The sequence below is a fragment of the Hymenobacter fastidiosus genome (assembly GCF_039539565.1).
Lineage (GTDB): Bacteria > Bacteroidota > Bacteroidia > Cytophagales > Hymenobacteraceae > Hymenobacter > Hymenobacter fastidiosus.
The window spans coordinates 19,400-42,876 of record NZ_BAABDJ010000033.1 but is presented as its reverse complement, the minus strand read 5'-3'; the positions used below and the strand labels follow the sequence as shown (position 1 = coordinate 42,876).

Here is a 23,477-nt window from a genome sequence, read left to right as displayed (position 1 = left end):
CTTTGGTAGTTGCTAAAAGTGGAAATGCTGACGTCCAGGCCGTCCACAAAATCCGACCAATCCGAAAAATCCGGAGGAATCCGTGGTCCGCAATCCGTGGTCTACTTTACAATCTCAAACCAGCCTTTGTACGACTTGCCGTTGGGCAGCTTGAGGAGGTAGTAGTACACGCCCGCGCTTTGCTCGTCGCCGGTCCAGGTGTTGCCGTAGTTCGAGGTGGCGTACACTTCCTTGCCCCAGCGGTTGAGGATGGTGAGCGAGTTGCCGGCATACAGCCCCACGTTCTTGATTTCAAATTTGTCGTTGAGGCCGTCGCCGTTCGGGGTGATGACGTTGTAGAAAACCAGGTCGTTGGCGAAGTTCACGCAGGCATCGTTGGAGGCCGCCGTGAGGCTGGCATTGGCGCTGCTCACGGCCACCACCCGCAGGCACTGGTCGAAGCCGGCGGTGCCGCTGGCAAATTCGGTTTGCAGCTCCGTGCCCGGTACCGTTTTCACCAGCTGGGAAGTGCCGTTGTCGGCGGTGCGGAAGATGCGGTATTCCTTCACCTCGAAGCCGCGGTAGGCATTCCAGGTCGCCTTCACCTTGCCTTCATCCCGGCCCGCCTGCCCTTCGGTGGCCGTAGCCACGGCCCGGATGGTGGTGTGGTCCTGGGTTTGCAGCACGGTGCCGCAGCTGTTTTGCAGCTCCAAGCGGTAGTCGTAGGCCCGGGCATCGGCATCCACGCTCGTATCGGTGAAGGAGGTAGCGGTGTTGGCCACCGTGCCCACCCCGACGAAAGTGCCGGTGCCGGCATCACGCCGCAGGATCCGGACCCGGTTGCCGTTGCCCGTATTGTTGGGCACGTTCAGCTGGAGCGTCACGCTCCGGTCGCCGGGTGCCACGGAGGCCACCTGCAGGGCTACGCTGGCGTTGTCGGGGCTGATGGTGAAGGTGGCGGCGCAACCGGCGCTGTTTACGTCGCTTACCCGCAGGGTGGCGGCGGCGGTACCGGCCGGAAAATCAAGCGTAATCGTGCCCGTTCCCTGGCCGCTCACAACGGTGCCGCCCGTTACCGACCACTGGTAGTTGGCATTCGGCAACGCCGCCGCCGTGGCTCCTACGGTGTAGGTGAGGCCGGTGCGGGTTTCGGGACAGTAGCTGGCCGGGCCGCTCACAGCCAATGCCGGCACTACCGTGAACTGGGTGGAATATACCGGCCCGGAGCAGAGACTGGCGTTTTTCTCCACCGCCGTCAGGGTGTAGGTGCCCGGCGCGGCGGGCGTCGGCAGCGTCACGGTGCCGGTGGTGCCGGCAATGGCCGTACCGTTCAGGGTGTAGGCGTAGGTCGAATTGGTCAGGCCGGGCAGGGAGAAGCTGAGGCTGCCGGCATTCACGCAGGCCCGGTTCGGCCCGGCAATAGCCAGGCTGGCCGACGGCGACGGCAGCACGTTCACGTAGAGCGTGTCGAGCGGGGTCTGGCTGATGCAGCGGCCCCCGCTGGGGGCGGTAGTTTCAAACACGGCAATCTTGCCGATGCCGGGCCGGGTCCACTGCACCGTCACGGTGTTGGCGCTGCTGGCTACCTGGGTGCCGCCAATTACGTTCCAGGCGTAGGACGAGCCGGCCGTCAGCACCGTCTGGTAGGTGTAGGGGCCGTCGGCCTGGCAGATGCCCGTCGGGCCGGTGGGCCGGGCGGTTTGCAGCAGCTGGTTGATGCGCACCGGCAGAGACACGGGGGCCGACTGACACAGCGTCGCATTCTCGGCATAAGCCTGCACCCTGGCATTGGCGTTGGCGCCGTTCCAGTTCACCGTAATGGTCGGCGTACCCTGGCCGCTGGCAATAGTGCCCCCGACTACCGTCCAGCGGTAAGCAGGGCTGCGCGGGTCCTTGATGGAATAGGCTACGCCCTGCACGGTCGGGCACACCGACTGGGTTCCCTGAATGTTGTCCGTTAGTGGCGTCGGGTTTACCGTCACGCTGACTTCGTCGGTGCTGACGCAGCCCTGGGCCGTGGTAGCCGTCACGGTGTAGATGGTCGTGATGGGCGCCTGAGTCAGATTCAGCGCGGTAACTACCGGGCTGGCCGTCGTGCTGCTGCTCAGGCTGGTAGCCGGGCTCCACGAATACGTGTAGCCCGCCAGGGCCGTAGTGCCCAGCGTAGTTGTGCCACCGGCGCACAAGGCCGCGTCCGTACCCGCGTTGGCTACGGCGGCTGGATTCACCGTGATACGCACGGTTGAGGTAGCCGGGCAGCCTTCAGCGGTGGTAGCCGTGACGACGAACGTATACCGCTGGGGCGTGGTGCCGGTGTTGGTCAGCGAGAACGTGGGGTTGGCTACCGCGGCACTGCTCAGGCCGGTGGCCGGGCTCCAGGAGTAGGAGTAGCCGGCTAATGATGCGGAACCCAGCGTGGTGGTTTCGCCCGAGCAAATGGCCCGGTCAGCACCCGCTACGGCAATTGACGCCGGATTCACCGTGATGCGTACCGTGGAGGTAGCCGTGCAGCCTTCAGCGGTGGTAGCGGTGACGACGAACGTATACCGCTGGGGCGTGGTGCCGGTGTTGGTTAGTGAGAACGTGGGGTTGGCTACCGCGGCACTGCTCAGGCCGGTGGCCGGGCTCCAGGAGTAGGAGTAGCCGGCTAATGATGCGGAACCCAGCGTGGTGGTTTCGCCCGAGCAGATGGCCCGGTCGGTACCGGCTATGGCCACGGCGGCTGGATTCACCGTGATACGCACGGTTGAGGTAGCCGGGCAGCCTTCGGCCGTGGTAGCGGTGACGACGAACGTATACCGCTGGGGCGTGGTACCGGTGTTGGTTAGCGAGAACGTGGGGTTGGCTACCGTGGCACTGCTCAGGCCGGTGGCCGGGCTCCAGGAGTAGGAGTAGCCGGCTAATGATGCGGAACCCAGCGTGGTGGTTTCACCCGAGCAAATGGCCCGATCAGTACCGGCTACGGCAATTGACGCCGGATTAACGGTTACGCGCACGGTCGAGGTGGCCGGGCAGCCCAGGCTGGTCGTCACGCGCAACGTGTAGTTGACGACGAGGGGCGTGGTGCCGGTATTGGTCAGCGTGACGGTCGGATTGAGGATATTCGGGTTGCTCAGGCCCGTGGCCGGACTCCAGAGGTAGGTGCTGCCGGCTACGGCGCTGGCCGCATTGCCCAGGCTGGCCGTGCCGCCGGAGCAGAACACTCCGTCGGTACCGGCATCGGCTACCGCCGCCGGATTTACGGTAATGCGCACCGTGGACGTAGCCGTGCAGCCCTGGGCCGTAGTGGCAGTAACGATGAAGGTATAGATCTGGGGCGTGGTGCCGGTATTGGTCAGCGAGAAGGTCGGGTTGGCTGCCGTCGTGCTGCTCAGGCCCGGGCTGGGGCTCCAGGAGTAGGAGTAGCCGGCCAGGGCCGCGGAACCGAGCTGGGTGGTTTCGCCCGAGCAGATAGCCCGGTCGGTACCGGCTACGGCCACGGCGGCCGGATTTACCGTTACCCGCACGGTTGAGGTGGCCGGGCAATTCTGCGCCGTAGTGGCAGTAACGATGAAGGTATAGATCTGGGGCGTGGTGCCGGTGTTGGTCAGCGTGAAGGTCGGGTTGGCTACCGTGGCACTGCTCAGGCCGGTGGCCGGGCTCCAGGAGTAGGAGTAGCCGGTCAGGGCCGCGGAACCCAGCGTGGTGGTTTCGCCCGAGCAGATAGCCCGGTCGGTACCGGCTACGGCCACGGCGGCCGGGTTTACCGTCACGTTCACTACGTCGGTGGCCGTGCAGCCTTCGGGCGTGGTAGCCGTCACCGTGTAGGTGGTCGTGATGGGGTTTGGGGTAAGGTTCAGCGCGGAAAATACCGGACTACCCGTCGTGGCGCTGCTCAGGTTGGTGGCCGGGCTCCACGAATAGGCATAGCCCGGCGTTACTGAAGTACCCAGCTGCGTGGCCGTGCCGGAACATACGGCCCGGTCGTTGCCGGCATTGACTACGGCGGCCGGGTTTACCGTCACGCGCACCGGGGAGGTGGCCGTGCAGCCCTGGGCGGTAGTAGCGCGCAGGATGTAGGCGGTGACGATGGGCGTGGTACCCGGGTTGGTGAGGGTAACGGTGGTGGCGGCGGCAGTGGGGTCACTCAGGCCCGCGGCCGGCGTCCAGAGGTAAGTAACGCCGGCCACGGCCGAGTTGGGGATGCCCAAAGAAGCAGTGCCGCCCGAGCAGAAGACCTGATCCGGGCCGGCCTGGGCCACCACGGCCTGGTTCAGAATTACCGTCACCTCGTCGGTGGCCACGCAGCCCTGGGCCGTGGTAGCCGTAACCGTGTAGGTGAACTGCTGGGGAGCCGTTGTAGTATTAGTCTGCACGAAAACGGGGTTGGCCACGGTCGGATTGCTCAGGCCGGTAGCCGGGCTCCAGGAGTAGGAGTAGCCGGCCAGGGCCGCGGAACCCAACTGGGTGGTTTCGCCCGAGCAGAGGGCTTTATCAGTACCGGCCTGGGCTACCGCCCGCGGGTTCACGACCACCGTCACCTGCCGGGTAGTGGTACACGTGCCGTCGGTGGACGTCACCGTGTAAGTAGTCGTCTGCGTGGGCGAAACGGTGATGGTAGCCCCGGTGAAGGTCTGGCCCCCGCCGGTCCAGGCGTAGCTCTGCGCGCCGCTGGCCGTGAGCGTGGTGCTGGTCCCTTCGCAGATGGTGGCACTGGTAGGCGTTACGGCCAGGCCGCTGACGGGCCGCACGTCCACGGTCCGCGAAACGGAGTCGGACAGGCAGCCCAGGGCTGAGACGCCTTTGACCGTGATGCGTCCGGCCCCCGTCGTAGTCCAGCGCACTTGTACTGTAAGGGTGGAGTTAGCCCCCTGAATTACGCCGCCCTGCACCGTCCAGCGGTAGCTGGTGGCAGCGGGTCCGGTGGCGGTGTAGGCGTACGTTGGCGTCCGGTCGCAGATGACGGCCGGGCCGGCCAGGCTGGTGGGGCCGGCGGCTTTGGTCACCTGGATCTGCAAAATATCGGCAACGCTTTTCGCGCCGCAGGTCACGTCCGTTGCCGTCACTACCAAGTCGTAGGGCGTGCTGCGGGCCGTGCCGCAGCTGGAGTTGAAGATGAACTGCCCGTTTACGCTGCCGCCCGTCCCGTTGATGGTAACCGTACCGGTTGGATTACCCGATTGAACGGTGCCCTGGTTGCCGGCGAAGGTCGCGTTGAACGGCCCACTGCCGTCGAGCAGCACGCTGTTTACTTTCAGGTTGATGGGGTTGCCGTCAGGATCGGTGGCACCCAGGTTGAAGCTCACGGTCTGGCCTTCCTCCACCGTGTAGAGACGGGTGGCCAGGGTGGCCGCCGTAAACTGCGGCGGCTTGTTCGGGACGCAGGTTCGGGACACGAGCTGAATCTCCCGGCGGGTGGAGCCAATCAGTACCTCATTACCATTGATAGTGCGGTACTCCTTTACCTCCACCGCCACTACGTAGGAGCCCAGCAGCGCCGTAGCGTAGGCGCTCAGGCCATTGCTGGCGTTCAGAAAAGCATACCGGCCCGGGCCGGTCCCGAAGGGCGCCGTCTGGCTGTAGCCATTAGCGTAGGCCACGGCCGTGGGAGGCGGAGTGAAGGTGCCCGGCAACTGGGGCGGAATCTGCGGATTCTGCACCCCATAAGGGCGGCTGAAGGAGTAGATCAGCCGGTCGCCGTCGGCATCCACGGCATTGTTGACGATAATGCTGGTATCGCCCTGGCAGACCACCACCACGGCCGTATCGGAGAACGTGGGCGAAGAGTTGGGCAGCAGGGGGGGGGCCATTTCCACGTAAATCAGCTGGCTCCACGAAGCGGACTGGGCCAGGTTCAGAATGCCGGCGTTGCGGGTGCCGTCGGTATACACGGCGTAGTAGCCCTCGAAGGCCAGCGGCAGGTTCACCACGGTTTCGTAGCGCACCAGCCGCACCGAGACGGGGTTGCCGGGCGTGCTGCAGCCGCCGGGCTGCGGCGGGGTGATGATGGGGTTGGAAGTCCGCTGAAACGAGACCGTCTGCAGGCGGGCCCCGGTGGTTTTGTTGTAGAACGCGACGTCGATGAAAGGCCGGCCATCAGGTACCTGAGAATCACTGCCGGCATTCACGTAGACCAGCACCGTGACGCGGTAGCGGTAAGGCGTGGCCCCGGGACCATTGGCGTTCAGATAGCTGTAGCTGATTTCGCCGCCCAGCAGGTGCGACGCGGCGGCGGGCACTGTCCGCAGCCCCAGGAGGAGCAGGATAAGCAGCAGGCTACGCTGTAAAAATGGGTGCATAGAATTCAGGCAGAAGAGGAGAGAAAAAGCGGGAAGCTTTCGGCGGAAAAGGAATGCAGGAGCGGGGGCCGCGGCTTACTGCCGCTCCACGCGCCGTACGGCTAGCTGGCCATCGGCCCCGCGCAGGCGCAGCACGTACAGGCCCCGGGGCAGGGCCGTCAGATCCAGCGTGGCCGCGTGGGTTGGGCCGAGGCGGAGCGTGGTGCTGATAAGTTCCGCGCCCAGCACGTTGTGCACCGTCACGGCATAAGCGCCCGCCGCGGCAGCCTCGGGCAGCCGCAGCTGCACGGGGCCGTCCGGGGTGGGGTTGGGGAAAATACTCAGCGTGGGCAGGTGGCGGGCCGCCGTGGTAGCCGTGTTGAAATCGATGCGCACCGAGTAGTCTTCCGTTTCGGAGTTGGGCTGGTTCTGCACGCAGGCGTTGGGCTGGTTGTTGTTCAGCCGCGTCACCACGCGCATGCGGGTAAAGCCCACCACGTTGGCCCGGTTCGGAATAGTGATGGTCGCGCTGGAGGTGAGAAGTGAGCTCAGGTTGGCCAGCAGCTCGGTGGCGGCGAAAACACCGTCCCGGTTCAGGTCAATCCACACCGAGGTCAGCCGTTGGAAATTCTGGTTGGCCGTAGTGGTCAGCGTGTACGAGGCGTTGGGCTGCAACAGAATGGTGCTGCCCAGGTAGTTGCCGTAGCCGCCGGGGTCTGCCCCCGAGGCGTTGGCGAAATTCACCGTCGTGCCGGTAACGGCTACATTGGTCAGCCACACGTTCGAATTGAGCCCGTTAGAGGCACAATACTGGAGGCAGGGCACGGTCACGGTCAGATAGTTCGGGCGGGTGCTGGTAGCGCTGCCGAAAGCGTTGGTAGCTGTCAGGGCGACGGTGTAGATGCCGGAGGCGGCGTATAGGTGCGCCGGGTTTTGCTGGGTGCTGGTGGTGCCGTCGCCGAAGGTCCAGCGCCAGGAGGTGGGTGCGTTCTGGCTCTGATCCGTGAACTGCACGGGGTTCACGCAGGTACCAGGAACGTAGTCGGAGGTAAAGCCCGCTACGGGCGGACTTGTACTGGTGCGTACCGTCACGGTGTAGTCTTCTACCTGCCCGAGCTGAGGACTGGCACAGGGCTGGCTGGCTCCCCCCACGAAATCCGACAGCACCCGCAGCCGCAACGGCTTATCCTTAACCGCCCCGGCGGGAATGCTGAGGGTGCCGCTGGGGCTGGTACGGTTCAGGGCCTGGTAGAGCAGCTCCGCCGGGCTGAACACCCCGTCGTTGTTGAGGTCCAGCCACACCCGCGTATCCTGGGCATTGGCCGTGCCCGTGGTCAGGCTGATCGGATACTGATTGCCTTCCGTGAGCTCAACCCGGGCGGTGCAGCTGAAATCTTCGTAGCTGCCGACGGCCGACGCCTGGCTGAGCGGACCCAGCGTGAACCGGGTGATGCCGTAGCCGCAGCACTGGGCCAGCGTGGCCGGCGCGCAGCTGGCCGCCAGGGGTATGATGTTGTTGTAGGTGATGTAGTTGGGGCGGGTGCGGGTGGTGCTGCCCGCCGTGTTGGTAGCCGTCAGGGCTACGGTGTAGGTGCCCGCCGTAGCATAGCAGTGATTGGGGTTTTGCTGGGTGCTGGTAGTGCCGTCGCCGAAGGTCCAGCGCCAGGAGGTGGGCGCGTTCTGGCTCTGATCCCTGAACTGCACGCAGCCCGAGCAGGTCAGGGGCTGATCGGCCACGAATTCCGCCGCGGGCGGGGCCGCGTTAGCCAGCGCCGTAATGGCGTAGTCTTCGGTCTGCGAAAACTGCGGCGTGGTGCAGGGTCCCGGCACCGGCGAGCCGAAATAGTCGGCCGCTACCCGCAGTCGCAGCCGGGCGTTCAGCGGGGCCGAGAGGGGCAGCCGGATAATGCCGGTGTGCAGGCGTTTCGAGTCGGACGAGAAGACCAGCTCCGTAGTGGCATTGAAGGCGCCGTCGTTGTTGAGGTCCAGCCAGACCCGCACGTTCTCGTCCGCATTGGCATTGGTGCGGATACTGACCGGATAGTCGACCCCGACCAGGAGCGTGGTGCCGCCGGTGCAGGAGTAGTCCCGGTAACCGTCGATTACGCCCGCCGTCGTGTTGTCAATCGTGTTGAGCTTCACGTTCAGAATGCCCATGCCAATGCTGACGGCCCCCGGATTGGAGGCGGCCCCCGGGGTGCAGTTGGCCGCGACCGGACATTGTGCCCGCGCCCCGGCGCTGGTCAGCACCAGCAAAGCCAGGAGGGAAACACGGTAAAATACTGACGGCTTGCCCCCAAAAGGTAGAAGTGGCACCATAAAGAAAGAGCTGCTGGCGAAGATGGATTTTGTCTCTAAATGTAGCGACTAAATCCTGTTCGTGCCGTAGCCGGACTGCTTTACCCGGGCTTTAATTTGGGGCCGGGGCCGCCGCGTTCAGCGTCGGCAAAAGCTGTAGTTTTGCCGGCCTGACTACGGCCCTCGTGGTTGGCTCACGTGAATCGCAGTTATTATGAAGGGAAAAGTCGTTCTCATCACCGGCGGCACGTCCGGTATTGGCCGGGCCTGTGCCGTGGTCTTCGGCCAGGCCGGGGCCCAGATCGTCGTTACCGGCCGCGACGAGGCCCGGCTGGCCGACACGGCGCAGGAGCTGAGCCGCCTGGGCATTGCGCACCTCGCCGTGCGGGCCGACGTGGGCCGGGAGGAAGATTCGCAACGGGCCGTAGCCGAAGCGGTGGCGGCCTTTGGCCGGCTGGACGTGCTGATCAACAACGCGGGCATCTCGATGCGGGCCCTGTTTCAGGATGCGGACCTCGACGTAATCCGGCAGCTGATGCAGACCAACTTCTTCGGCACCGTGTACGCCACCAAGTTTGCGCTACCGCATATTGTGGCGACGAAGGGGTCGGTCGTGGGTATTTCCAGCATCGCCGGCTACCGCGGACTACCGGGGCGCACGGGCTATTCGGCTTCCAAGTTTGCCATGCAGGGTTTCCTGGAGGCGCTGCGCACCGAGCTGCTGCCGCAGGGGGTGCACGTACTGGTGGCCTGCCCCGGGTTTACGGCCTCTAATATTCGCCAGACGGCGCTGGCGGCCGACGGCTCCGCCCAGGGTGAGTCGCCCCGTAACGAAGGACAGATGATGAGCAGCGAAGCGGTAGCGCACCACTTGCTGCAGGCCGTGCGCCGGCGCCGCCGCGACCTGGTGCTCACGGGCCAGGGGAAGCTTACCGTCTTTCTGAACAAGTGGCTGCCCGGCCTGACGGACCGGCTGGTGCTCAACCATTTTCGCAAGGAGGAAGGCTCCCCGGTGTAGCCCGCGGTTGGCTACAGAATGAAGGCAGGTTAACCGATTGATGCTTAGCGGAGCCGGCTGCCAGGCCGTCAGGCAGTCAGGCATTGCCGAATCAAAAACGTCAGCGCCGACAATATCAGGCCACCGCGGAGAGACTACTGGACCAGCAGCAGGTCGTGGCGGCGGATATAGGCGACCCGGCCCCGCCATTGCACCCGATACCAGATATCCTGCCGTCCCCGGACTACCAGCCGGTCGCCGGCGGTGGCGGTGGTAAGCCAGGCGGCCCCGGCGCTGGGGCCAGCCATCAGCGGGGCGTGGGAGCGGGCCACCATACCTGCCTGGCCCGGCTGCAGCAGGTTCAGATAGCTCCCCACCAGCCCCAGGTACACGCTGTAGGGGAGGGCCCACTGCCGGCCCAGCCGGCGCCGGACCACCAGTAGCATTGCCCCCACTACCGCTCCGATCAGGAGCAGCTGCAGCCCCTGGTAATAATGACGCCGGAAGGTAATAATCAGCCCCTGGCGCCAGGAACTGGAGTAGCCAGTGAGGCGGTGATTTTGCGCCAGCTCAGTGATTTTGCGCCAAGTGGCCTGTCGGGGCTGGCGCGTGTGTGCCAGCCCCAGGTAGTACAAGGCGGCCGGGTAGTGCCCCAGGCCTTCCTGCACGAAGGCCATGCGCAGGAGCAGCCGCCCGGAAACCTGCTCACCCTGCCGGAGGGCCTGCCGGTAGAAAGGATACGAAGCCTCGTAAGCACCCCGGGTAAACAAGGAATCGCCCTGGCGCACGGCCGGGCTAATATTTTGACTGCCAACTTTTTGAGTTAGCAGCAGAAAGGATAAGCAAAAAAAGAGGGAGTATTTCGGCAAAACATTTGGTGGTTTAAGCGTACGCGGCTACTTTTGCATCCGCAATAAAGGAGCACGATTCCTGTACGCAAGTAAATGATTCTGTAGCTCAGCTGGTAGAGCAGTACACTTTTAATGTACGGGTCCTGGGTTCGAATCCCAGCGGGATCACCAAAAACCGCCATTGCAGGCTGCAATGGCGGTTTTTTTGTTACTGGGGCCGTGAGTGGGACCGTACTTGGTTTGCTATTGCTCACAAAATCATTGCCTCCGTGGCAGCTTGTGGCAAATACGGTAAACCAAACCGGTAAAATGCGTGTAAAGGCTGAATCTGGGCTGTATAATACCCATCAGTCAGTTGCATTTTCCCCTTTACGCTCAGTACCATGCCTAATCACCGTATCCATAAATTCCTGCACATTGACCGATCTTGCCGCATTTACGACTATAGTGGTCGTAAAATGGTTATCCGGGAAGGAGATTACATTCCCGAGGCAGGAGAGTATGTGGTTCTTCCAAAGAATATTCTGCCAAAAAATAATGTTACTCTCTCCTTGCGAGTCTGGGTAAGCGATGCGGGAAAGCAGAAGTTAGTTAAAGAAGAGGCTGTGTATGATGAAGAGTTTCTACACCGTTTTTTCAACCCGGCCTATACGGTGGAAGATCGGGTAGCGCTCCTAGACGAGCACTATGGCCGTTATACTCGTGACAATACTGCAGAAGCCTTTCTGGATTATTTAGAAGAGAGCATTGTAGCTAGGGCTCAAGTCCTGTTAGGCGGTAAAGTCGACCTAGAAGCACTCTGGCAGGGGGAGAATGGACGATTGCTACTCGACTGGATACGGCTGCAAAGAGGGCACGTGCAAAACCCGATTGCTGCCCGCAAAGGAAAAAGCCAGTCCCAGAGCTTAAATACGTATTCTCAACTCGTGGTGGTGTATTACATGCATCGCGGTGGGGTGTGGCCTGGGACTCTGAAGTACAGCGACGAACTAGTACATTTTCTGGCTGGTTTGCTGGCGCGTACGGCCAATAGCATTGCCCCACTGGTACACTACTTGACCGAAGCGCCAAATCAGGAAAACAACCGGGTGCTGAACGAAAAATATATGGCCCAGGCTCAGCAGTTCTTTCTGGCCTCAGGGAAACAGGATCTGGCGAAGTTGGTTGAGGAAGATCTGATGCACTTAAAATGAGCCTGTTAACGCTGTTTTAGGATCAGTGTAGTAAACTATTTGAAAATCGCCCCAAATAATCACAAGTAGTCGCGGTAAGGAATGAAGAACATTGTGACAGCTTCCTGCAGGAGCCGTTTCAACCTTCTTCTTTCTTACTCATGAAAATTGTAACCTTAGCCCTGGACCAATTCCAGGATGAACTCGATACCCGTTTTGCGCTGATGCTGCAGATGCTGCGCCAGACGCTGCCAGCGGCTGCGGAGGCTGAATACCTCACCACGAAGCAGGCGCTAGACTTTCTGCATCTCTCCAAGCCCACGCTGAACAAGCTGCGCGGTGCAGGGCGCATCGCAGCCTATAATTCGTCCGATAAGCGCGTACTCTACAAGCGTAGCGACCTAGCTGCGTATTTGGATGCCGCTAAACAGAAAACAGGAAAGCATGATGCTCGCTAAAATCGAAGCCTTGCTCCTCGTTGTATTCCGCCTCAGCCAGCAAGTCGATGCTTGGACAAGCGAAAAAACCGCTAGTGCGGTCACCGTTCAGGCAAAAGAGCGACAAACTACGCTCCGGAAGGGGCTGCGTTGGATTTATCTTCAGCTTAAGGAACTGCAAGAGTCGATACCAGCGAGCGTAGTAGAAACTGCCCAACAAGATCCTAAGCTCTGGTTGGCAGTGGAAAATGAAATGGACCGTCTGCTGACGTCGGACCCATCGCTTGCCGGGATGCAGGTTATGTTCTTTAAGCCGTGTGCAACGGAGAAAGAACATCCTCAGTATGGCTATATCACTAGCCCGATGCCCGCACTAGAGGAGCCGATTATATGAAGTCGTCCTCTTCTTCAGCGATACCACCGGCAAAAGGAGCCGATGGCAATCATAAGTTGCAAGCCACCGAAACCTACCTGCGCGAGCACTACGAGGTACGGTTCAATGTCGTGAAGGAAGTAGTAGAATGGCGCCCGGCGGGCAGCGCCATTCCCTACGAATCCCTGGACGACTACCAGCTGAATAGCCTGTATCGGGAGCTAATCCACCAGCAGTGCCCATTGGGCACCGATGCCTTGTACCGGTTGCTGGCTTCGGACTTTACGCCCCGGGTAAACCCCTTGGTTGAGTACTTCACCGGGTTGGACCTGATGCCCCCAGCCACGGGGTACCTGGCCCAGCTGGCAGCGACCGTCACGGTGGCCGATCCGAACGTCTTTCAGCTATTTCTGACCAAATGGATGGTGGCGGTCGTGGCTAATGCATTGACACCCGATGGGTGCCAGAATCACACGTGCCTGGTGCTGACGGGCGGTCAGGGCCAGTTCAAAACGACGTGGTTGGAGTTACTCTGCCCACCAGCGCTGGCCAAGCAGTACCTGTTCACGGGCAAAGTGCACGTGGAGAGCAAGGATACGCAACTGCTACTGGCGGAATACTTGTTCATCAACATTGACGATCAGTTGCGCACGCTCAACAAGCAGGACGAAAACTCGCTTAAGACGCTCATTACCCAGCCTTCAGTGAAGATTCGTCGTCCTTATGGGCGCATCATTGCCGAACTGCCCCGGCGGGCCTCGTTTATGGGCAGCGTTAACGGAGCGGACTTTCTCACCGATCCGACCGGTTCGCGGCGGTTTCTGCCCTTCGAGGTGGAGGCCATCGACATTCATGCTGCCCGGCAGGTGGAGATCGATGCCGTATGGCGCGAAGCGTACCAGCTCTGGAAGACCGAGTATCCGTACTGGTTTGGCGAAGTGGAGTTGCAGACGGTGCACGAGCGCAACCAGCAGTTCCAGCACGATACGCCGGAATATGATCTGGTGGCAGCGCATTTCGAGTCGGGTGATATGTTCCTGACCTTGGCCGAGATTAAGGAGCGCCTACAGGTGGGCTCGACGACGCGTAATCTGCGGGATAAAGCGGTGGGCGAAGCCTTGACCCGTCTGGGAATGCCCCGCAAGACGCGGCGCATTGGTGATAACCATCGAGTCGGCGGCTATTGGGTACGCGAACTGCTGCAAGCGGAGTGGGCTCGTCCCACCGCTAGCACGACCTAAGCCGGTACATGTTTCTATTTCTTCTCGTGCCACCCGTGCCACCCGCTCACGTGCCCCGCCGTGGGGTTTGGGCAGGGTAGCCGTGCTAGGCCGTCACGTGACATCCCATGCCACAAACCGGCTGGAGGGCCGATAAGGGGCGTGGCACGGGTGGCACGGGAAGAAAGGAGCAAATCCCACATCAGGGGCTTGACCGCCTCTGACCACCTCTACTTTGTAACTCTTGCTTATATGAATTCCTTTGAAAAAGAATGCACCAGCTGCGGTGAGCCAATTGCCGGGCGTATGGATAAAACTTTTTGCAGCGTCGCCTGCCGTGTACGCGCCCATCGGCAGCGCCAGGACGCGCTGGACATAGATTTTGAAGACCTGAGCACTCCTGCGCTCGCAAAGACAGCGTACCCACTGCTGCCGTGGCAGCAGCCGGAACCTCCGGCCGCCACCGCGTACGAGCCAGTCACTACGTGCGGAAAGCCTGCCAACGAATACCTGGCACGTTATCAGGCAGAAGAGGCCGCAAAAGCAACCGAGCAAAAGCGGCACAATGAAGAAACACGCTGCCGGGAGGTACACGAGTACTATGTGGAGGGAATAGAACCGTTTTTGCAGTATGAAGGCCTGCGCCTGCCGGTGAAGCAGTTGCAGCAACTTTTGGATCTTGTCGTAGATGCGCGGGAAGATTACAAGCAGCATCCGCATCTGGCTCAGACGGAGAGCGCGGCCCGTCAGCGCCTGAATGATTTGTGGGAGGCGGCACGGGTGCTGCGCGATGCTCAGGCAAAGGCTACTTTCTTCACGGGGTATAAAGAGTGTTATGACTTGTCGAAAAAGTGGCGGAAGCAGCTCCGCGACCGGTTGCAAGCGTAGCCTGCTTAGTCGTTGCGTAAGGCTATGGCACTGCGTATTCGCTCTTTTCGTAACGCTTGTAACCGCTCGTAACGTCTCGATACAGTTATAACCATTTCTGCTGAAGGCTCCTTGGTAACTGACCAAGGAGCCTTTTTTGTTTGTGGCCTCTCGCTGCCAAAAGCAGGAGTAATCAGTGATTTCTTTTAGCAGTCCTGGACTGGCTGAGGAAGTGCACAACGAAAACCAGGCAGGCCATGCCAAGGGATTCTTCACCGAGGGGCAGATTGCCGTGCTCGACTCTATTAAAGACCATCTTTGCTGATGCGGCTCAGGTCACGGTGCAGCTTTTTGAATTGGTGGGGCCGGGGAGCTGAAAATCATCGGCTGGCGCGAGAAAGGCGAAGTAAAGAAGGATATGGGAAACAAGATCCGACGCTTACTTAAAGACGGGATGGAACCAGCTAACGCCCGACAAAAAGCTAAGAAGCTGGTGGAAGTGCTGCGTAAAAGCTACTCAGGTCCAGCGTTCAGCGCAGTACTCATACCATTAACTATGTCATTGAGGAGGCACCTCACCTGAAGACACACCACCTCAGCGTCGACCGGGAGTAGAGCGTGGTGCTCAAAGGCCATGCCCTAGCCATTGCCTAGGCCGATGGAAGTTCTGGTGATGTGGCAGAGCATTATATAGCGGTTTCGCAACTGGCGCGCACTTTTTAACTCTTAAGCTACTGTTTAACAGTAGGTTACTGCCAAAAATTGGATGCACCGTTCACGAAACCGCTATAAGAGTGAAGGGCTTTTTGATATTCGATGATTGCTTTTTTGGACAAACACCTTAAGTTGCGGCACACAATATAGATTGATTAATCATGAGAGTAAAGGCTGTGCTACTAGCAATCCTAAGTGTTTGCATCCTTAATAGTTGTGACTCCAGAAACTATATAGAACGCAATCCAGATGCATGGAAGGAGTGGGACTATTCGGTAAGAGGAGAAAATTCCCGTAGATTAAAAGTCACGGGGGACGTGACTATGGATTCAACAGGGGCTTTAACTGGCTCTGGTACTTTTATGGACGAAAGAGGGATAGAGTCTGAAGTTAAGGTCACTAGAATAGGAGAAAAGGAGATGCAAGGGGTAGATGAAGATGGATATACCTATCAATTAACTATTGATTCGCTAAGATTTGGGGAACCGCCTCATTAGGTTTATTTTTCGTGACCCACAAAAAGCCCCGCGCCTCAACTGAGGCCACGGGGCTTTTGCCGTAGGCAGAGATGGCAACTACAAACTTGTTGGCAGCTACAAAGTTAATCAACTTATGTGCCTGTTTGCTCTGATTTACGCTTGTATTACTCCCCAAAATCTGGACAGATTGGGAGGTGCTTATTAAGCAAGTGGGTTGCGGGTTGAAGGTGTGTTTTGGGGCGAAGATTTGAGCGGGTGTTTGGCCCTTTAGGCCTTGGTGGGGACGCTGGTGGGTGTAATGGGTGATGTAAGCCTGAAGCTGTTCGTAGAGGGGGCCGGGTTGAGGTACACGCATTCCTACTTGACGGAGCGCCAGAGCTGCTCGATAAACGCATTACCAGTCGCCCGGCTGCGCCTATCTCGGCTGATGCGGCAGCCTGCCCTCAGCAGGGCCTGCTCAAAAAGTTGGCTGGTAAAGTGGCTGCCCTGGTCGGAATAAAAGATGAACGGGGCGGCCAGTTCAGCTAGCGGCCGCCGCTCACTCAGGGCGGTTAAGGCCACCTCTGCCTTAAACTTGGCAGTGAAGCGGCGACGGGTGCATTTGGGGTTGATAACGTTGGCTAAGGTAGTCCGCCTAATGTGTCCAAACTTTGGGGATTACTACAAGCATTGCGGCTACCACCTAAAGCCCGCCTAAAAATTGGTGCATCGTTGTGTAACTTACTGTATATATTGTTTTTACAGAAAGAAGGGCCAAAAAATGCCTTTGAGTTCTCCTACAATTGGGCCAATGAACAATGTGCTGATAAAACCATGACTCTGTGACCACAAATACCAGAAGTACATAGCAGATATCTGGCTGCCAATTGCGTAAATCCATGCAACGAAGATCAATATGTTTCCCATCTCTAGTTAAGTTTTATCTAAATTAGATACTTATGCAATAGTACTGTACCCTGATCGATAAATCTAATTTTCCAGTGAAATGATTGCTACTAGCTCTGGCTGATTGTAACAGCCCCAAAATTGGAGCAGTAAAAAGTATTGGGGTGGGTAAATTTTTATCTTAGCGGCCATGAAAACACTAACTACTATACTATTACTGTAGTACTCCCCAAAGTTTGGACAGTTTGTGGTGGCTATCTTAGTCAACGCCATGAACCCAAAACGTACCCGTCGCCGCTTCACTGCCGAGTTTAAGGCGGAGGTGGCCCTAGCCGCCCTGACGGAGCGGCAGCCGCTGGCCGAACTAGCTGCCCGCTACCAGTTGTCAGTGCCCCAGATTAGTCGCTGGAAGCTGCATTTGCGCCAGCAGGCGGTGCACGTGTTCACCGACGCCGTGGCCAGCGCGCCGGCCCCACCCGACGTCGAGCCCTTATATGCCGCCATCGGTCGGCTAGAAATGGAAAACCAGCTGCTAAAAAAAACGCTGCCCACATGGTAGTCGCTCAACAACGCGCCTTGGTGCAGGCCAGTGACGAGGGCACGGTGCAGGCCCGCTGCCAGGCCCTGGGCCTGGCCCGCAGCAGCTATTACTACCAGCCGCGGGGCGAAACAGACCTGAACCTGACGCTGATGCGCTTGCTCGATGAGGAGTTTACGCGCCACAACTTCAAGGGCGTACTCGGTTTGCGCGACCACCTGCGCCTGCTGGGCCACCAGGTCAACGAAAAACGGGTGCGCCGCCTCGTGCGGCTCATGGGCCAGGAGCCGGTCTATCCTAAACCCCGCCTGAGTGTGCCCGGACAGGGCGTTACGCGCTATCCGTATCTGTTGCGCGAACGAGTGCTGAGCGCCCCTAACGAGGTGTGGAGCACCGACATTACCTACATTCCCATGGCTAAAGGGTTCCTGTATCTGGTGGCCGTGCTTGACTGGCACTCGCGCTACGTGCTGAGTTGGGAGCTGAGCAACACGCTCGACGTGGGCTTCTGTTTAACGGCGCTGGGCGCGGCGTTAGCGCTCCAGCCGGCTCCCTACATCTTCAATTCCGACCAGGGCAGCCAGTTCACCAGTCAGCTCTTCGAGCAGGCCTTGCTGGCGGCCGGCTGCCTGATCAGCCGCGACGGGCGCGGCCGGGCCACCGATAATGCGTTCATCGAGCGGCTCTGGCGCTCGGTCAAGTGGGAATGCGTCTACCTCAACCCGGCCACCGATGGCCGCCACCTCTACGAGCAGCTCCAGGCCTACTTCACCTACTACAACCACCAGCGTCCCCACCAGGGCCTGAAGGGCCAAACGCCCGCCCAAGTCTTCGCCAAAACACCTACCTTCCACCACCCATCCATTTGCTTAACAACCGCCTCCTAAACTGTCCAGTTTTTGGGGAGTAGTACAATCAGGCCCTTAAATTACCCCCATGCTTTCCCCATCTGCAACTTCTTTTGCTCATCAGCAACCTTAGCGTAACGCATCAAGGTTTTGATATCTTTATGTGTTGTGAACTTCTGGACTACCTCTATCGCCATACCGCGCTCCAAACTTTGGGTTACAAACGTACGCCGGCCGGTATGAGACGACAGTAGAGTGTATTTCGGTACTCGCTTCTCAACCCGTTTGCTACCCTGGTAGTGTACTACAAGCGTGGATTTATCGATGCCGCAGAGCTGGCCGAGTTCTTTCACATACTCATTAAGCTTCTGCTGGGACAACTTCGGTAATCCAGTAGGGTAACGTTCCAAGATGGTGCGGGAGTATTGGTTTAAATCCACTCGGAGCCAGTCTCCGGTTTTGACGGTACGCAATACGAGTTGATCGTTCTCAACGCTCTCGGGGTGGATGTTGCTGAAGTCGGAATGGCGAAGGCCAGTGGTGCACCCTAAGACGAATAGGTCTCGCACTTTGGCCAGCCGTGGCTCAGTGGACAAGTCGGCCTCAAAAAGCGTTTGCAGTTCATTTTGGGTTAAATACGTAATATCCGCTTCCGTATGCTTTAAGAGCTTGAATTTCCGGAAAGCCATATTGTCTGTCAGTCCCTTGTCAACGGCATAGCTCATAACCACTTTGACTCGCTTGATCTGGTTGTTAGCGGTGCCATTAGTTAGTGCAAGCTCCTTGGTCAGAAACTTTACCCAATCGTGGTAAAAGTTAGTGTCCAGCTGGGGTAAAGTCAGTTTGAGGCTTCGCGCCGCTGCGTATGCTTTGAGATGATTTAGCGTGCTCTTGTAATGTTTGACTGTTCCATGCGCTTTGGAAGCACTGGTAGCGTCAATGTATTCCGCGAACAATTGGAGGAAGTCTTTCTTGTTGGCCGGTTCCGGCCTTGTCAAGTCGGTTGTCTGAGCAGCAGAAGTAGGGAGTTTTTTCAGTCGCTCCTCTACAAGGGCAAAGCAGGGATCCTCCCCAGCGAGAATAGCCGCTTGGACAATTTGGTCAATACGCCCTTTGACGACTAGCAGCCTAGTGTAGAAATCCTGTATTTCCTTGGTGTTGCCTATCGGTTTGCCCGCTTCGCTATTCCAGCGTTCAGGTTCAATACTAAAGCCAGTGCTAAACTTCTTCTTCGCGCTCCTATGCGTGTATTGGACGTAGATCGTCGTCTTGCCGAAGTTCTTCCGGTCACTGCGGATAACCAGTTTGGTAGAGGCCATATATATATGATAAAGAGAAGGACAATTGTGCTTTTCGCTGGGCTAACCAAAGGTAGGTAAAGTTTTGAGTGGGGCCGCAAGTGGGGCCGTAAAATATAAAATAGGCAGGTAAGTTCTGATAAAACGATTCTAATTATAGTGTGCTGAAGCCTGTATGAGGGTATTTTATTGATAAGTCAACGTAATGCGGTGTGATCCCAGCGGGATCACCAAAACCTTCATTGCGTAATGCAGTGAAGGTTTTTTTATTCCGGGAGGGTACTGCTTGGCCGAGTTACCGCCGAATCATTCCTCCCCGGACTTAGGGCCGGGCCGGCTTCGTCCGTTTTCTGCCGGTTCCTGCCGTACCCCCGTCACCCGGAACTCTACCCGGCGGTTAAGCTGGCGGGTGGCTTCGCGGTCGTTGCTGGCCCGGGGCTCGGTGCCGCCCAGGCCGCGGCCGGTGATGCGCGCCTCGCCAATGCCGTGCCCAACGAGGTAGGTCTTCACTGCGGCCACGCGTTGCTCGCTGAGGACTACATTTTTCCGCAAGTCCCCTACGTTGTCGGTGTGGCCACGCAGCTCAATGGTGAGCGGAGTGTTTTGCTGGAGCAGAGCAAGGAGCTGGTCGAGGGCGGCGAAGGAGGAGGGCAAAAGCACGGCCTGGCCCTGCTCAAACCGCACCTTATCCAGCCGGAGCGTGGTGCCTACCGTCAGGGGGCGGAGCAGAATATCCTGGGCGGAAGGCTTTGCCAACGTCCGGTAGGTGCTGTCGGTGGTGAGGTAGCCGGCTAACCGGGCCTGCGCGCTAAAGGTCGCCGGACCGGGGGGGAGCGGGATGGCGAAGCTACTCCGGGGCGTCAGCGGGACTACGGTTTCCTGACCCTTGACGCTCAGCTGCAGCCGGGCCTGGGGCAGGGGCCGGCGCGTGCCGGCTTCAAGCACGCGACCACGCCAGGTGGCCGTGGCCGGTGCGGGAGGCGGGAGGCGGAACAGATTGCAGCCGGCTAAGTCGGTGTATACGCCGCGGCGGACCCGCGTAGCCCGGTGGCTTATCATATCCACCTCATACAGGGCCTTGGGACCCGCCAGATACAGGCGTCGCCGGCCGGCGGCATCATTTTGCAGCAGCAGGTCGCTGTAGCCGCCCTGTTCGGGCAAACCATCGAGCGCCAGCAGGTCGGGCGCGGGCTGGTGGGTGGTCAGGTCAGTCTGCAGCAGGGCCCCGTCGGTACTGTATACCTGATAGAGCGTGTTGGCATCGTCGAGGCAGAAGTTGGCGTGCGTGCCCGCGCCCGCAAAACCGAGAGCCGGGAAGTAAGGGGCCTGCCGCACCGGGTCGGTAGTCCAGACCACCGTCACGGTATCGTCGGTGGGGCTGACCCTGACCAGCCGGGCCGCATCGGAGGTAATAAAATACAGGTCGCCGCGGGCATCGGTGGCCGCGGCAATCCAGACGTTTTCGGGGCCCTGGGCCGGCAGCTGCCAGTGGGTATAGCGGCCCTGGCGGATGGCCGGGTCGTAGCGGTACACGTATTCGGGCGCGTCGGTGGGGGCTTTGGTAGCCGAATACAGGCAGTTGTCGAACCCCTTGGCCAGGGCGTAGGACTGAAAGGGCAGGGCGCGCCGGTGGATGGTGGGTGGCGCGCTGGGGTCGGCGGTCGAGAACTCGTGAATGGTCCGGCAGTCGTCCTGCCACTGGTCGTCTTCGTAGCGCAGGGCGGCAATGCCGTACATCTTGTCGTCGCAGGCCTGGTCGGCGTAGCGGCGGCTGGGCAGGCCTTTCCCCAGCAGCGTCAGCGACTCGACCAGCTGCCGGCCCTCGGTCAGATAGCGGACATCCTGGGTGGCGGGAGCCCGGTATTCGAGGCGGTACTCGTAGCCATTACGCCACAGCCGCCGCCCCAGCACCCGGGTGCGGATGCCGGTTGCGGCCGGAACGTAGGTATAGTCGTAGTTTATCTCCTGGTAGGGGCCGGCCTCACGCCCTTCGAGGCGCAGCACCCGGGCCTCGGGCAGCGCCGCCAGGGCCCGCCGCATTGAGTCGGGCTGGCCGTGAGCGAGCAGGTTCAGGTCTTTGCGGTCGTCGGGCAGGGGGCGGATGGTGAGGGTCGCTACGGCCAGCGCGGCCCGCCAGGAGGGGCCAACGTAGAAGGTGGCGTCGGCGGGATTCTCGGTTTGCTGCACCCACCAGCCGGGGGGATACGTGAGCCGGTAGCCGGCCCGGGTGCTGGTGTAGGTCTGCCCGGCTGCCGGGTTCTGCGCAAGTACCTTCCCCCAGCTCATGACCAGAGTCAGCACCAGCAAAACCTTCACCTTCATAAAACGAGACATTCTTCAAAAGTAGTCACCCTGGCGCCACTTCCCACCCGGGGCCGGGCCGGCGGGCCGAACCCCGCCGCAACGTGACCGGGCGCCTGGCTACGCGCAGGGCTTCAGATGCGTAGTGGTCAGGGCCTGCCGGGCCGGGCGCCAGGCGGGCATGAACTGATCCATCAGGCCCCAGAAGCGCGGATTATGCAGCCGCTCGTGCAGGTGTACCAGCTCGTGCACCACCACGTATTCCAGGCAAACGGTCGGGTGCTTGATCAGCTCCAGGTTCAGCCAGATGCGCTGGGCGCGGATGTTGCAGGTGCCCCAGCGGGTGCGCATCTGCTTCACGGCCCAGGCCTGCACCCGGACCCCCACAACTGCTTCCCAGTGCGCCACCAGCGCGGGCAGCTGCTCCTTCAGCCGCGCCCGGTACCACGTGGTCAGGGCTTTTTCGCGCTGCTCCCGCGTGCTGCCGGCCGGGGCGTAGAGGTTCAGCACGTCTGCTTCGTCCGACCGGACTACGCGGGCCGCGCCGGGGGCCGGGTGTAGCTGCAGCAGGTGGGGGCGACCCTGGTAGAAGTGGGTTTCGCCCGCTTCGTAGTTCAGCGCTGCGGGCCTGGTCCGGGCCCCGAACTGCTGCTGGTGTTTCTGAATCCAGGCCCGGCGCGCGGTAATAAATTCGTGGATAGTGGCCTCGGGGGTGCGCAGCGGGGCGGCCACCCGGAGGCGGCCGTCGGGGGCGTACACGGTTAGGCGCAGGCTGCGGATATTCTTGCGCACTAACTCGATGTGCAGGTCGTCGATCTGGAGGTGGGGCATGGGGTGGAAGCAGAAGCACAAAGGTAAGCGGGAACAGCAGGGGCTGCTGCGCTGCCCCGCCCGCGCGGCGCGCAAAAAATCTGCCGCCGACTAGTCGTTTCGCCCGTACATTGGGGACTATAGGTGCTTCGCCGGGCCCTGGCACGGGGCCGTTGGTGTTGCTAAGTGCCGCTCTGCGTTGCCCGTTTTTCATTCTGACCTCCATCCTGTGACCCTTTCTGCCCTCGAAGCCCACCCCCGTCCCGATCTGCTGCGGCTGCCCTACGACGATTACCGGGCGCTGCCGGCCATTGCCAACTCCGACCTCTCGCGCCTGCGCGATGCCCTGAACGGCCGCTACGAAAAACCCGCTTCCATGGCCGGGGCCCTGGGGCTGGGCACGGCTTTTCATACGGCGCTGCTGGAACCCGACCTCTATGAGGGCGGCCAGCCCGGCATCAACGATTCCCTGATCTGGTGGATGGTGGAGGGCGTACGGCTGAAGCCCGAGCTGGTGGAGCTGCTCGATACCGGCACGCCCGAGCCCAGCTGCGTGTTCACCGAACCCGGCACGGGTACCCTCTGCAAGCTGCGCGCCGACCTGGTGGTGCCCACTGCCGACCAGGGCTACACCATCATCGACTTCAAAACCACCGCCGCCCGCGACTACGACCATTTTCTGGCCCAGTGCAGCGGCTACGACTACGACCGCCAGGCCGCCTTTTACCTCGACGCCCTGCGCGCCGACCGCTTCCTGCTGGTAGGCGTGCAGAAGGTCGAGCCGTTCAGCGTGTTCACGGTGGAGGTCTCACCGCACCTGCTGGAGGAGGGCCGGGCCAAGTACCTGAAGCTGCTCCGGTTTCTGCAGCCTTCGGCGCAGGTGCCGGCCTCTTTGTCGGAGGCCGTGCGGGATATTACCGGCGGGATTAATGGCGGGTAAAAGGGCGGAACGCGGATTGCCAAGGCGGGTTTTGCCCGGGCGCTCGGCCCGCCTGGAATACGATGGGTCGCAAAATTCCAAAAGATTAATTTGGATGTAATTATTTGTTCCTTTATACTTGTTCTATACCGCTCAAAAAGCACCCGAAAAATGACGCTTTTCTTCAGCAATACTCTCCGGAATAATAACTCGAATAATAATTTATTCCGAGAT

The 23,477-nt window shown here is 60.2% G+C and carries 16 protein-coding genes and 1 tRNA gene; 11 read left to right on the top strand and 6 right to left on the bottom strand.

The window, feature by feature from the left end; genetic code table 11:
• Positions 1-101: 101 nt before the first annotated feature.
• Together ABD833_RS13600 and ABD833_RS13595 are read right to left on the bottom strand one after the other, a co-directional pair.
• The gene (locus ABD833_RS13600) at positions 102-6,257 is read right to left on the bottom strand and encodes a T9SS type B sorting domain-containing protein (RefSeq protein ID WP_345073708.1); all 6,156 of its coding nucleotides are present in this window, start codon (positions 6,255-6,257) and stop codon (positions 102-104) included.
• 75 nt (positions 6,258-6,332) lie between these two features.
• The gene (locus tag ABD833_RS13595) at positions 6,333-8,555 is read right to left on the bottom strand and encodes a GEVED domain-containing protein (RefSeq protein ID WP_345073706.1); all 2,223 of its coding nucleotides are present in this window, start codon (positions 8,553-8,555) and stop codon (positions 6,333-6,335) included.
• Between the two features lie 193 nt (positions 8,556-8,748).
• Between ABD833_RS13595 and ABD833_RS13590 the strand changes: the two genes are divergently transcribed.
• On the top strand, positions 8,749-9,552 hold the full coding sequence (locus ABD833_RS13590; RefSeq protein WP_345073704.1) for an SDR family oxidoreductase: 804 nt from the start codon (positions 8,749-8,751) through the stop codon (positions 9,550-9,552).
• A gap of 134 nt (positions 9,553-9,686) precedes the next feature.
• On the opposite strand, the gene ABD833_RS13585 is transcribed toward ABD833_RS13590, so the two are convergent.
• Entirely contained in the window at positions 9,687-10,319 is a 633-nt protein-coding gene (locus ABD833_RS13585) for an SH3 domain-containing protein (RefSeq protein ID WP_345073702.1), read from the bottom strand.
• A 158-nt stretch (positions 10,320-10,477) separates the two neighbouring features.
• On the opposite strand from ABD833_RS13585, the gene ABD833_RS13580 reads away from it, so the two are divergent.
• The 9 genes from ABD833_RS13580 (at position 10,478) to ABD833_RS13540 (ending at position 17,954) form a co-directional block, all read left to right on the top strand.
• Positions 10,478-10,553 (top strand) — tRNA-Lys (locus ABD833_RS13580).
• Between the two features lie 212 nt (positions 10,554-10,765).
• Entirely contained in the window at positions 10,766-11,575 is an 810-nt protein-coding gene (locus tag ABD833_RS13575) for a hypothetical protein (RefSeq protein WP_345073700.1), read from the top strand.
• A gap of 140 nt (positions 11,576-11,715) precedes the next feature.
• Positions 11,716-12,012: a helix-turn-helix domain-containing protein gene (locus ABD833_RS13570; RefSeq protein WP_345073698.1), complete on the top strand. Its 297-nt coding sequence runs from the start codon at positions 11,716-11,718 to the stop codon at positions 12,010-12,012.
• The gene (locus ABD833_RS13565; protein WP_345073697.1) at positions 11,999-12,385 is read left to right on the top strand and encodes a hypothetical protein; all 387 of its coding nucleotides are present in this window, start codon (positions 11,999-12,001) and stop codon (positions 12,383-12,385) included. The genes ABD833_RS13570 and ABD833_RS13565 overlap by 14 nt, the downstream gene beginning before the upstream one ends.
• A 56-nt stretch (positions 12,386-12,441) precedes the next feature.
• A complete protein-coding gene (locus ABD833_RS13560; RefSeq protein ID WP_345073695.1) occupies positions 12,442-13,605 on the top strand; it encodes a VapE domain-containing protein in 1,164 nt (387 codons plus the stop codon).
• A 231-nt stretch (positions 13,606-13,836) separates the two neighbouring features.
• Positions 13,837-14,472, top strand: coding sequence for a hypothetical protein (locus ABD833_RS13555; protein WP_345073694.1), 636 nt, complete (start codon positions 13,837-13,839; stop codon positions 14,470-14,472).
• Positions 14,473-15,326: 854 nt separating this feature from the next.
• On the top strand, positions 15,327-15,662 hold the full coding sequence (locus ABD833_RS13550; RefSeq protein WP_345073692.1) for a hypothetical protein: 336 nt from the start codon (positions 15,327-15,329) through the stop codon (positions 15,660-15,662).
• 1,138 nt (positions 15,663-16,800) lie between these two features.
• Entirely contained in the window at positions 16,801-17,088 is a 288-nt protein-coding gene (locus tag ABD833_RS13545) for a transposase (protein ID WP_345073691.1), read from the top strand.
• Positions 17,082-17,954 carry an IS3 family transposase gene (locus ABD833_RS13540; protein WP_345073689.1) on the top strand — a complete coding sequence of 291 codons (873 nt, stop codon included), beginning with the start codon at positions 17,082-17,084 and terminating at the stop codon, positions 17,952-17,954. Before ABD833_RS13545 ends, ABD833_RS13540 begins: the two co-directional genes overlap by 7 nt.
• A gap of 41 nt (positions 17,955-17,995) precedes the next feature.
• Here the strand turns inward: ABD833_RS13540 and ABD833_RS13535 are convergent, their stop codons facing one another.
• From ABD833_RS13535 to ABD833_RS13525, 3 genes are all read right to left on the bottom strand, one after another.
• Positions 17,996-19,234: a site-specific integrase gene (locus ABD833_RS13535; RefSeq protein WP_345073688.1), complete on the bottom strand. Its 1,239-nt coding sequence runs from the start codon at positions 19,232-19,234 to the stop codon at positions 17,996-17,998.
• Positions 19,235-19,519: 285 nt separating this feature from the next.
• A complete protein-coding gene (locus ABD833_RS13530; protein ID WP_345073687.1) occupies positions 19,520-21,547 on the bottom strand; it encodes an OmpA family protein in 2,028 nt (675 codons plus the stop codon).
• Between the two features lie 87 nt (positions 21,548-21,634).
• Positions 21,635-22,345: a M48 family metallopeptidase gene (locus ABD833_RS13525; protein WP_345073685.1), complete on the bottom strand. Its 711-nt coding sequence runs from the start codon at positions 22,343-22,345 to the stop codon at positions 21,635-21,637.
• A 208-nt stretch (positions 22,346-22,553) separates the two neighbouring features.
• Here ABD833_RS13525 and ABD833_RS13520 point away from each other — a divergent pair, with 208 nt between their 5' ends.
• On the top strand, positions 22,554-23,264 hold the full coding sequence (locus ABD833_RS13520) for a PD-(D/E)XK nuclease-like domain-containing protein (RefSeq protein ID WP_345073683.1): 711 nt from the start codon (positions 22,554-22,556) through the stop codon (positions 23,262-23,264).
• Positions 23,265-23,477 lie beyond the last annotated feature (213 nt).

Bases quoted from the DNA above. Each gene is read 5' to 3' on its own strand.
- ABD833_RS13540 (WP_345073689.1), top strand. From the start codon at position 17,082: ATGGTAGTCGCTCAACAACGCGCCTTGGTGCAGGCCAGTGACGAGGGC.
- ABD833_RS13575 (WP_345073700.1), top strand. From the start codon at position 10,766: ATGCCTAATCACCGTATCCATAAATTCCTGCACATTGACCGATCTTGC.
- ABD833_RS13545 (WP_345073691.1), top strand. From the start codon at position 16,801: ATGAACCCAAAACGTACCCGTCGCCGCTTCACTGCCGAGTTTAAGGCG.
- ABD833_RS13595 (WP_345073706.1), bottom strand. From the start codon at position 8,555: ATGGTGCCACTTCTACCTTTTGGGGGCAAGCCGTCAGTATTTTACCGT.
- ABD833_RS13525 (WP_345073685.1), bottom strand. From the start codon at position 22,345: ATGCCCCACCTCCAGATCGACGACCTGCACATCGAGTTAGTGCGCAAG.
- ABD833_RS13570 (WP_345073698.1), top strand. From the start codon at position 11,716: ATGAAAATTGTAACCTTAGCCCTGGACCAATTCCAGGATGAACTCGAT.
- ABD833_RS13550 (WP_345073692.1), top strand. From the start codon at position 15,327: ATGAGAGTAAAGGCTGTGCTACTAGCAATCCTAAGTGTTTGCATCCTT.
- ABD833_RS13590 (WP_345073704.1), top strand. From the start codon at position 8,749: ATGAAGGGAAAAGTCGTTCTCATCACCGGCGGCACGTCCGGTATTGGC.
- ABD833_RS13530 (WP_345073687.1), bottom strand. From the start codon at position 21,547: ATGTCTCGTTTTATGAAGGTGAAGGTTTTGCTGGTGCTGACTCTGGTC.
- ABD833_RS13535 (WP_345073688.1), bottom strand. From the start codon at position 19,234: ATGGCCTCTACCAAACTGGTTATCCGCAGTGACCGGAAGAACTTCGGC.
- ABD833_RS13565 (WP_345073697.1), top strand. From the start codon at position 11,999: ATGATGCTCGCTAAAATCGAAGCCTTGCTCCTCGTTGTATTCCGCCTC.
- ABD833_RS13600 (WP_345073708.1), bottom strand. From the start codon at position 6,257: ATGCACCCATTTTTACAGCGTAGCCTGCTGCTTATCCTGCTCCTCCTG.
- ABD833_RS13555 (WP_345073694.1), top strand. From the start codon at position 13,837: ATGAATTCCTTTGAAAAAGAATGCACCAGCTGCGGTGAGCCAATTGCC.